Origin of the sequence: Nonomuraea sp. NPDC049714, from assembly GCF_044465295.1 — a bacterium.
GTDB lineage: Bacteria > Actinomycetota > Actinomycetes > Streptosporangiales > Streptosporangiaceae > Nonomuraea.
In genome coordinates this window covers 899,321-908,634 of the sequence record NZ_JBITLM010000002.1, presented here as the reverse complement: position 1 = coordinate 908,634, position 9,314 = coordinate 899,321, and the positions used below count along the sequence as shown (strand labels likewise).

The window sequence follows — 9,314 nt, the reverse complement described above, 5'->3', positions numbered from 1 at the left end:
GCCTACTACTACAAGACGGATAAGAGCGGCGTTAAGGTGGGGCTACCCGCCTCTGCCGCAGGACGCTGCGGCGCCCACGACGGTGGTAGGGCGGCGGGCTTACGGGGTCGGGTCGCCTTGGGCCGCCCGGCCCCTTTCAACCCCAGAGGAGAACCCGCATGCGCCACGGCCGCGACGACTATCAGCAGATCCAGGACCCGCACGGGGTCATCGGCGAGGACGAGCCCGTGTTCGTCCTGCGTGCGAAGGACCTCACCGCGCCCGCCATCGTCGAGGCGTGGGCGGACCTTGCCGAGAAGAACGGCGCTCCCGTCCGGGCTGCCGGCGCGCGGGCTCAGGCGGATGCGATGCGGGTGTGGCAGGAGACGCCCGGCAACTACACCCGATACCCGGCGGACGCGTGAGCGACTTCGAGTACATGATCACTCCACGAGGGAGCGGCGACGGCCGCCGCTGGGAGTGGGAGGGTGGCCGGTCTCCTTCGATACCTCTCGCGGCGGTGAGATTCTCGATTGGGCGAATCGAGGGGAGTGCCGAGATGGAGTCTGAGCGGACCACCATCATCGGCAACGACGGGCGCGAGATCTTCGTCTACTCGAACGGTGACCGCTTCTACGCGGACGAGGTCCGTGCCCTGCTGGCTGGCGCGGAGGAGAGGCTCAAGCAGCCGCTGAAGGTGGATGACCTGGACGAGCTGCGGGCGAGGATCGACAGGCTCAGAGCGGAGCGTGAGACGTGGCCAGGATGCTAGGCCGCTACCAGACCCCAGGATGCTGCCCCGGCACGCGTGCGGGCTGGCACCGAATGCGCCACACGGACGGGCCCGACTGCTCTGGTGGGGACACCTCAACCCGGTGGAGGAAACGAGTGGAGCAGCGAGACGTGACCCGCGAGGCCGGCGAGTGGCAGTTCTCTCGCGCGTGGTCCGACTGGCTCTCACCCGAAGATCGGGCGTACGACGACCTCGACGGCCAGCCCTGACCGCCGTATCGTCGGAGCAGACGGGAGCCGTCGCCCTCCATGAAGCAGCCCCCGCACCTCTCCGGAGAGGCGGGGGTTGATTCGCGTTTCGGGGCCTATTTCTCCAGCCAGGCGATGGGCTTTCGCGCGAACCCCTACGACCAGCCGTCGAGGCTGAAGGCAAGGCCGCCGCGGTAGGCGGTGAGGCCGGTGCGGATGTAGGTGACGACGTCGTCGGGCAGGTCGTCGAGCCTGAACCAGTCGAGCTTGTCGCATTTGCCCGGCTCAGCGTTGACCGGCTCTCCCGTCCACCGGGTGGCGACGAAGAAAACGCCGATGCGTGCCTGGCCGTCGGGGTCGGCGTGGTGACACACCAGCGCGAAATCCAGGTCGGCTGGGTCGATGACGATGCCGAGCTCCTCACGGGCCTCGCGCGCCGCACCCTCGGGCAAGGTTTCGCCGGCATCCAGGCAGCCGCCGGGCACCGACCACGAGCCGTCCGCGAAACCGGTGTTGGCCCGCAGCAGGAGGAGTACCTTGCCATCCTGGATGAGGATCAGGTGCACGCCCACGTGGGGCCGAAACGGTTCGGTGGTCATGGCCGTGCTCCCCGCGGTGGGCGATGCGTCGTGGGGCCGACGCTATCGCGGGCGCGCGGGGAGCACGGGCCGTTCGTGTCGCCTTGTCAGATGTGAGCGAGGGGCGTCTGGACGCTGGCCACTGCGTGGACCATGTTGGCGAGGTGGTCGGCGAGCTGATCCGGGGTGCGGCCGTCCGTGTGCAAGTGGTAGGCGGTCGGGTCGTCGTCGGCGACCTGGTCGTAGCGCTCTTGGAGTCGTCGTAGCAGGGCCCGGTCGGCGATCAGGTCGCGGTCGGCGGCGGTCTGGTCGGTCTTGGCGCCCATCCGCTCGGTCAGTTCCGCGAGGTCGGTGTGCAGGTAGACGGTCAGGTCCGGCTCAGCCAGGTAGCCGGCGAAGGGGGCGATGGTCTCGATGACAGTGGCGTTGTCGAGGCCGTGCACGGCGGCGTGGTTGGCGATGACAGAGTTGACGTAGCGGTCGGCGACCGCGTGCCCGTGCTGTAGCGCCTTGCGGGCCAGGTCGGCGGCGTGCAGCGCCCCTGCCAGGTAGAAGGCCAGTTGGGGCAGGGTACGGGCGTTCGCGTTGATGTACGGCTGCAGGTCCGAGACCGGGGCCGGGACGGTGTGGAAGGACTGGCAGTCCAGCCGCGCGGCCAGGTGGGCGGCGAGGGTGGATTTGCCCGATCCGCTGATCCCCTCCAGGACCACAAAGATGCCCGAGCGGGGCGTTGCGGCCGGCTGGTAGGCGGCAGGAAGCGGCTTGTTGATGCCGCGGGTTGCGGTGATGGTCACGAGAGCGTCCCTTCGGTGAAGGCGTCCAGGTGTGCGGAGACGGCCGCCAGCAGCGCGGCCTGATCTTGCGTGTACGGGGTGACGTCCAGGCGCAAGTCGGGGCGGAGCAGGCATGGGCTGAGGGCGCCGGCCGAGTCCAGGCGAAGCGCCCAGAAGCCTTCGATGCACTGCGACCGCTTGGGGCACGTGGTGCACTGGCCGACGTGGTGGCGGCCGAGTGAGGCGTCGATGACCTCGATGGTCATCTCGCCGCGCTGGCCGGAGACGGTGAAGACTCGTCGCCCCTGGCCGGTGCCGGAGGTGACCACCTTCTCGGCGGTGGAGATCGAGCGGAGGTGAGAGCTGATATCGGCCGATGGGACCTTCGCGCCGCCCAGGTCCTGGTTGTGGTCGGTGTCGACGAGTTCGATGATCTGCAGTCCGGTGCCGAGCTCGCGGGCGTAGGAGATGATGTCCATCACCTCGTGAGCGTTCTGCTCCTGCAGGAGAAGGTTCAGCTCCACGAGGGGGATGACGTCGATGGCGGCCTCGATACCGGCTTTGATCTTCGCGATGTCGCCGGATTTTCCCTCGGCGATCGCGGCGATGGAGGCATCGGAGAAGTAGTGCAGCGAGACTTTGATCCGGTCCAGCGCGGTGGCGGCCAGCCAGTCGAGGTCCTTGGTGAGGGTGAGACCGTTCGTGATCAGCGTGGTGGTGTAGTCGCTCATCTGATGCTCGGGCAGGCCCTGCAGGATCGGGCGTGCCAGCGGGGACAGCAGCGGCTCGCCGCCGGTGAAGAACACGCGCCGGATCCCGGCGGAGGTCATGGCGTTGATCGCGGTCAGGAAATCGCTGGCGTTGAACGCCCGGCGGCGGGGCTGGATGGCGCGGTCGTGGTGGGTGATGCGTGGCGGAATCTCGCCCTCGTTGTGGCAGAACCAGCAGCCGAGTTGACAGCGGGGAGTGAGGGAGACTCGCAGTTGCCCGCCGCGGCGAGCGAAGTCGCCGCCTGTGGCCGCCGCGAGGTTCAAGCCGGGCGCGGTGGGGGTCGGTAGCATGTGCTCTCCTGTGGTCCGGTTGGTTCCAGCAAGCCCCGGACCGGCGTGCACTGCTAGACGTTCTTGCACGTCGCGGTAGTGGTTTGCGTGTTCTGCAAACCGCCGTGCCTCAGGCCCGTAGGCGGGTTACGGTGAGGCCGGGACTCTCGTGTGGAGCAGCCGATGCATCCATCTGGTAGACGGTCCGCCGGTGCTGTCGTGAGGTCTGCCCGGCAGGCTCAGGGCTTGACGCTCGCCGATCTCGGGCAGCGGACCGGGTACTCGATTTCGCAGGTCTCCCGCTACGAGCGCGGGGTTGCCCCTTTGAGTGACACGACGGTGCTGCGGCGCTTCGCCGCCGCCCTCGGCCTGCCGCCGCAGATCTTCGGACTCCTGCCCGACGTGGGCGAGGCCATTGGTGGTCGAGCGATGGTGGGCGTCGCCGCGATGTCTGCGCCTGCCGAAACGCGCCAGCACCTAAGACCTGTCACACAGAGCAATGAAACGATTACACTGCATGATGGAAGTCACGACGAGGGGACCGATCCGATGCGGCGTCGCACACTGCTCACAGCAGCCGGGCTCAGCGTCCCACTGTCACTGCTCCAGCGCTTGGACGACGCCCTGGCGGTGCCCCCGCAAGCGGACCACGCCGCCAGCCCGGCGGAACTCGCCCAGATGCTCCGGTCCGCGCGCCGCCAATTCGACGCCAGCGAACTGACCGCCCTCATCGCCGCCCTGCCTGGTTTGCTCGCATCGGCACGGGAGGCGGCCGAGCAAGCTGACACCTCCACGAGGTGGGTGATGGTCTCGGCGAGCTACAACCTGGCCACCGACACCCTCAACAAGATCGGCAAAAAGCCCTCTGCCCGGATCGCGGCGGAGCGAGCGATGTTGTACGCCGACAGATCCGAAGACCCCGTTGCCAAGGCGGCCTCAGCGCGAGCTCTGGGCATGATGCTGCGTATCCAGGGACGCCCCGACCTCGCCACCGCCGTGATGTCCAGGGGCGTCGACCAACTGACGACGACCGGGCTGCGCACCACATCCGAAGCCGCCACGCACCTGCGGCTCCTGTGTGCCCGCGCGTACACCTGCGCCTGGGCAGGGGACCGTGACCGGGCACTGGAGGGGATCGCCGAGGCCGAGCGTGCCGCCGCCCGTATTCCGGCGATGAGGCCGTTCGCGGCGCTCTACCGCGTGGACATCCACTACGCCCTAGGCGACGCCGGGACCGCCCTGCATGCCGCCCGGAGCCTGCGGACCGGCATGTTCTCCACGCCCGAGCGGCGGGGAAGGCTCCACACCGACCTCGCCCGCGCCTGGTGGCAGTGGGGCAAACCTGAGCAGGCCGCGGCGGAACTGCTGACGGCCTACCAGCACGCGCCGGCCGAAGTGCAAGACAGGCCGTCGATCCGGAGAATCGCCGCCGAGCTGGTGGAGCGCCACCCCCGAACCCCGGGTGTTCGGCAGCTCGCCGTGGTCAGCGGGTGACGCGAGGCCCGCCACTCCATACGGAGCGGCGGGCCTTTTCGTGTCGTCCGGGTCAGGCCGAGCGCCACCGCGCCTGAGCGCCCGCCTTGGACGAGCACTGCATCAGCGTCCCCTTCACCGTCCGGCCCATCGCCCCCTGCGGAGAGCAGAACGAGCCCGGATGGACGTCGGACCTGATCGCCGGGCGAGGGGCCTTCGTCGTCCGCTTCGGCTTCGGTGTCGGCTTGGCCACCACCTTGCGGGGCGTCTTCTTCACCCGCGTAGGCGTCGGAGTGGGTACCGGGATCGGCGTGATCGTCCTTGTGGGCGTCGGCGTTGCGGACATCGTGCTCGTCGGCGTGGGGGACGGCACGGCGGTAGCCGTGTCTGACGGCACCAGGTCCGCGGACCGGGTGGCAGATGAGCAGCCGGCCGCGAGTGCGACCGCGAGGACGGCGGCGACAAGGGGAGAGCGCATCATTGGGCCCTTCGTGCTGGGGAGTTGACCACTGTTAGACGACACCCGGTCACAGATGGTTGTCCCAGAGTGGCGACCGGTTAGCTCTCCAGTCCCTCCTCTAAGATGCGACTCGCACCATATGACCTGGGGAGATGCACGATGTCTGACTTTGACGACCTGGTTGAGCTGCGGCGCGCGTTCGTGGCGGCCGAGGAACGGCTGTCTGCCGCTGGACGGGCGCTACCCCCACACGCTGCTGTCGTCGCGGGAGAAGCCGAGGCAGCGTCCGAAGAGCAAAAGCTGGCGTGGTCGGCGGCGCAGGACGAGTGCCGGAGGCTGGCCGTGCAGATCCAGACCCACCGGTGGTGGGCCACGGTGGACAACCGGCAGAAAGCGGAGAAGGCGCTACGCGACGCCGCGGCGGAGCGGGATGACCTCGACGAGGTCCGCTAGGGCCACGTGCTTGGCCACCTGCTTGACACTGGCGCAGTAGGCGATCAGGTAGCGGCGCCCGTTGACGGTTTGGGTGACGCGTAGGCGCGGCCGATCATTGAGGATGATCGGCTCGATGAGGATGCCGTCGGGGCCGTGCCACGTTGCCACGGCAGCACACTACGCCGAAACGGACATAAAGGCATAGCCTGGACATGCGAGAGCCCTGGGCGATGGGGAAGACGCCCAGGGCTCTCACGCCTGAACTGGCTACTCCGCAACGTCTCCGTCGCCCGGCGCCTCAACGCCAACCCGACCGACCGCGTTGCCTTCCTCGTCGTACGCGGTCACTCCCCGGATGGTGACTGGGCCGGTCGTGTTGTTCACGACCGGGGCCGTCTGCTGGATCCTGGGCTGCCGTCTGGGCTTGTCGCTGGCCATTGCCGCTCTCCTTCTCTCGGTGGTGCACTGGTCGGTTAAGCGGCTAGGTCGAGCCGCTTGGCGCGTTCGCTGGCGGTCAGGCCACCCCAGACGCCGAATTCGATCCCCTCGGCGAGCGCGTACTCCAGGCACCGCTCGCGCACCGGGCAGTCGCGGCACACCTGCTTGGCGGCGTCCGAGCTCTCGCCAGTGTCGGGGAAGAACTCCTCCGGATCGGTCTGGCTGCAAAGGCCGTCAGCCATCCATGCGGTGGCGGTGGCCATGTCCAGCAGGTCGGTCATCATCGCCGCGAACATGATCGACATCCCCTCTCGGCGGTTACGCTCTGTAGATCATCGTGAGGTCCACGGATGGTCCACGAACCCCTCTTCGCGAGGTCCACGGGAGGTCCACTCGCGCCCGCGCGCCCACGCCTACGCACGTATGGGCTCCCACAAGTCCACAGGAGTGATCTTCGTGGACCTTGGTGACGGACTGTGAGTGACCTCATGACGTCACCAGATCCTTGACCTTGGTCTTGGCCTTGTCTTCGAGCTTGCGCCGGTCGCGTCTGATCTCGGCCAGCGCCTCCTGGATGTCCATCCCGGGGACCGCCTCGTACGGCTCTCGCGGTCCTGCTTGGCGAGCTGCGCCGTACTCGACGAGCTTGGGCAGCATCGCCATCACCCACGACTTGCTCATCCCTGACGCTTCGATGAGCTGGGTGGGGGAGCGGGGTCCGGACTGCAGCTCAGCCACAAAACGATCTTGACCAGTCCGGGAGGCCTGCTCCGCCGACAGGGGAGGGAGGCCATCGGCGGCACGGGCCTCGGCAAGCCTTGCCATCTGAGCGTGCGTGACAGGATCGGGAAGGCCGGACTCGATCGCGGCGGCCATCTCGGCAGGGGTAGGCACAGAAAACTCCTCGCGGGCAGGGGAGGGCGGCCGAGCGGCAGCCCCACGATCGTGGCGAGACGAGTACGCTTCGCCGGCGTGCAGAGCGAGCGCCTCCGGCAGTACCGGGCGGCGGGCGGCGTACATGCGGGCCAGGCGGGCGCGCTGCGGCGTAGAGATCCAGAAGCCGCGGCCCAGTACGGACGGTTTTGCCTGGTCCTTGAAATAGAACATGCCGGGCTGATCCAGCTTGGAGGCGCTCAGGTGCTTCCAGTCCTCCAGCGCGTACTCGGCGTGCGCGTCCTGTTGGCAGCGGAACGCCATGCACTTGGACAGGTTGGAGCGGATCCGCTCGTCGCCCATCGACGACAGGCCACCGATCTGGGTGGCCGCGTCGAGCTCGACCGACATACCCGCGCCGAGTTGCGCCACCGATACCCCCGCAGCCACCAGCGCGGCGGTGCCTGTGCCTTGCCCGAAAGCTTCGTTGCACTCGTCCATGACGATGACGATCGCCGGGTCCTCGGGGGAGGGGATGTGGTCGCCAGTGAGGGAGGAGCGGGCATTGATGATCCGCTTGGCTGCGGCCAGCATCTGCTCGGCCTCGGCATGGGTAGTGGCCAGCCAGTCGATGCACGGCTTCCACGGGGCGGCCATGCCGCCGCCCTTGAGGTCGATCACCCAGATGAGGACGTCGTCGCAGGCGGCAAGCTGGGCGAGTTTCAGGGACAGCCACGTGGACTTGCCGAACTGTGTCTGGCCGACGATGAACCAGTGCGCCTTCGGCAGCGTCGTCTTGATCAGAGCGCCTTCGGGGGTGAAGCCCACGACGAATTCGTCCAGGAAGCTGGACGGGGCGAGGTCCTCGTCCCACTCGCGGCGTTCGGCCAGCGGGTTGGCGTGCTGGATTTTGAACCAGGCCCAGTTCCGGTTCCTGCCGTGCTTGACCACCCGGAACGTGGTCTCCTCCGGGTACTCCCACGCAGACAGGATTGACTCGCCAGCGTCCCGCAGGTTGCCGATGTTCTGCCGCCCCCGGTCGAGCTTGATGAGCAATGCGTCCACGTTCTCGTCCGACAGGTCCACCTCGATGACGTGGCTGTTGGTGAGCTGTTGTGGGCGCATTCGGTGGATGATGAGCTGCCACTGCAGGTCCCACTCGGCGATGGCCTTGTCTTGCTTGCGGGGGCGTTTGTGCCACCACCAGCAGACGGTCCACATCGTCCACAGGCCGCCGAGCGTGTACGTCATGAGAGCGTTCCAGACGCCCCACAGCGCGCCTGCGATCAGCCAGGCGGCGATCCCCGCGGCGGTGGCGCGAGCGAACCGCACCTCCGCGGTACGGTCCCACCGGTCCGGGGCGCCCATCACGACGGCGGCAGACACCAGTAGTACCGCAGGGATGAACCACCACCACCAGCCCGCCTTGTATACCGTGTGAGCTGCCACGAGCAGGCCGAACGGGATGGCGAGCGGGATCAGCCACAGCCGGTTCCTGCGCATCCACCGGCCCGCCCGGATAGGCCAGGCGCGGCGCTTCGGCGGCTCCTGCGGCTGGAACACCACGTGGTAGCCGGCCGGTTGCTGCTGCGCCCGCTTCAACGTCACTCCTACTTGGTGTTGGGGACCTGGAGGCCCCGCTCGGTGATCTCGGCAAGGGTCATGTTCAGCAGGGCGGTCATCGCCGTGTCCGCCTCCACCAGCTCCAGTACCATCGCCTGGCCCAGCGCCGCCGCACGGACCACGTGATCCGCTACGAACGGGTCGATCCGCATGTCGGCCGGATCGGACATCCGCCGGTGCAGCCCGATCAGGCCGCCGTTCCACTGCCTGCCGCCTTCGGCGAGGCTCCGGAGCTGGCGCAGGGCGTCGTTCGGCCCTTCGTAGGGGGCGTTGATCAGCATCAGAACCCCTTGGAAGAAGTCCACGGTGATGCCGGCGGACCCCGGCGCTGAGGCGCTGCCGTTGGCTGCGGCAGGCGTCGGCGCAGGTGCGGTGGGCGGGGTGTAGGCGATGGTGGGGCGTTTCGCCTTGGGCTGCCTGGGAGGCTTCAGGTCGGACATCGCCGCGACCTGCGCCGTCAGGTCCTTCACATCGGTGCGCTGGCCATTGACGTACAGCGGAGGCCGTCCGCGCAGGACACTGCCGAGGTCGATCGCGCGCCGCCGGCCGCCCTGGTAGGCGCGGCTGCCACGGATGCGGGCGGCGGGCCTGATGTCGGACTTCTCGACCGCGCCGATGGCGATCACGAGGACTAGGGCGATGATGAGCCAGCTCATGCCAC

General features: G+C 68.2%; 13 protein-coding genes. 5 read left to right on the top strand and 8 right to left on the bottom strand.

Annotated elements, in window-relative coordinates:
* Positions 1 to 158: 158 nt before the first annotated feature.
* Positions 159 to 404 (top strand): hypothetical protein, encoded by a 246-nt coding sequence (locus ACIBQX_RS11195; RefSeq protein WP_397003069.1) that lies wholly within the window; start codon positions 159 to 161, stop codon positions 402 to 404.
* Positions 405 to 538: 134 nt separating this feature from the next.
* Positions 539 to 751, top strand: a complete 213-nt coding sequence (locus ACIBQX_RS11190) for a hypothetical protein (protein WP_397003067.1) — start codon at positions 539 to 541, stop codon at positions 749 to 751.
* Between the two features lie 364 nt (positions 752 to 1,115).
* Here the strand turns inward: ACIBQX_RS11190 and ACIBQX_RS11185 are convergent, their stop codons facing one another.
* The 3 genes from ACIBQX_RS11185 to ACIBQX_RS11175 form a co-directional block, all read right to left on the bottom strand.
* Entirely contained in the window at positions 1,116 to 1,559 is a 444-nt protein-coding gene (locus tag ACIBQX_RS11185) for an NUDIX domain-containing protein (RefSeq protein ID WP_397003065.1), read from the bottom strand.
* Positions 1,560 to 1,645: 86 nt separating this feature from the next.
* The gene (locus tag ACIBQX_RS11180) at positions 1,646 to 2,332 is read right to left on the bottom strand and encodes a dTMP kinase (RefSeq protein ID WP_397003063.1); all 687 of its coding nucleotides are present in this window, start codon (positions 2,330 to 2,332) and stop codon (positions 1,646 to 1,648) included.
* Positions 2,329 to 3,372 carry a radical SAM protein gene (locus ACIBQX_RS11175; RefSeq protein ID WP_397003061.1) on the bottom strand — a complete coding sequence of 348 codons (1,044 nt, stop codon included), beginning with the start codon at positions 3,370 to 3,372 and terminating at the stop codon, positions 2,329 to 2,331. The genes ACIBQX_RS11180 and ACIBQX_RS11175 overlap by 4 nt, the downstream gene beginning before the upstream one ends.
* A 162-nt stretch (positions 3,373 to 3,534) precedes the next feature.
* Here ACIBQX_RS11175 and ACIBQX_RS11170 point away from each other — a divergent pair, with 162 nt between their 5' ends.
* The 3 genes from ACIBQX_RS11170 to ACIBQX_RS11160 all read left to right on the top strand — a co-directional run bounded on the left by ACIBQX_RS11170 (position 3,535) and on the right by ACIBQX_RS11160 (position 5,737).
* Positions 3,535 to 4,845, top strand: a complete 1,311-nt coding sequence (locus tag ACIBQX_RS11170; protein ID WP_397003865.1) for a helix-turn-helix domain-containing protein — start codon at positions 3,535 to 3,537, stop codon at positions 4,843 to 4,845.
* 86 nt (positions 4,846 to 4,931) lie between these two features.
* Positions 4,932 to 5,330 (top strand): hypothetical protein, encoded by a 399-nt coding sequence (locus ACIBQX_RS11165; RefSeq protein WP_397003060.1) that lies wholly within the window; start codon positions 4,932 to 4,934, stop codon positions 5,328 to 5,330.
* Between the two features lie 113 nt (positions 5,331 to 5,443).
* Positions 5,444 to 5,737 carry a hypothetical protein gene (locus ACIBQX_RS11160; RefSeq protein WP_397003058.1) on the top strand — a complete coding sequence of 98 codons (294 nt, stop codon included), beginning with the start codon at positions 5,444 to 5,446 and terminating at the stop codon, positions 5,735 to 5,737.
* On the opposite strand, the gene ACIBQX_RS11155 is transcribed toward ACIBQX_RS11160, so the two are convergent.
* From ACIBQX_RS11155 to ACIBQX_RS11135, 5 genes are all read right to left on the bottom strand, one after another.
* A complete protein-coding gene (locus ACIBQX_RS11155; RefSeq protein WP_397003056.1) occupies positions 5,690 to 5,887 on the bottom strand; it encodes a hypothetical protein in 198 nt (65 codons plus the stop codon). The two genes, ACIBQX_RS11160 and ACIBQX_RS11155, sit on opposite strands and share 48 nt — an antisense overlap.
* 99 nt (positions 5,888 to 5,986) lie before the next feature.
* Complete coding sequence (locus ACIBQX_RS11150; RefSeq protein WP_397003054.1) at positions 5,987 to 6,157, bottom strand: hypothetical protein; 171 nt, start codon at positions 6,155 to 6,157, stop codon at positions 5,987 to 5,989.
* 35 nt (positions 6,158 to 6,192) lie between these two features.
* A complete protein-coding gene (locus ACIBQX_RS11145; protein WP_397003052.1) occupies positions 6,193 to 6,453 on the bottom strand; it encodes a WhiB family transcriptional regulator in 261 nt (86 codons plus the stop codon).
* A 190-nt stretch (positions 6,454 to 6,643) separates the two neighbouring features.
* The gene (locus ACIBQX_RS11140) at positions 6,644 to 8,281 is read right to left on the bottom strand and encodes a hypothetical protein (RefSeq protein WP_397003050.1); all 1,638 of its coding nucleotides are present in this window, start codon (positions 8,279 to 8,281) and stop codon (positions 6,644 to 6,646) included.
* Positions 8,282 to 8,640: 359 nt separating this feature from the next.
* Positions 8,641 to 9,309 (bottom strand): hypothetical protein, encoded by a 669-nt coding sequence (locus ACIBQX_RS11135; protein ID WP_397003048.1) that lies wholly within the window; start codon positions 9,307 to 9,309, stop codon positions 8,641 to 8,643.
* Between the last annotated feature and the right edge of the window lie 5 nt (positions 9,310 to 9,314).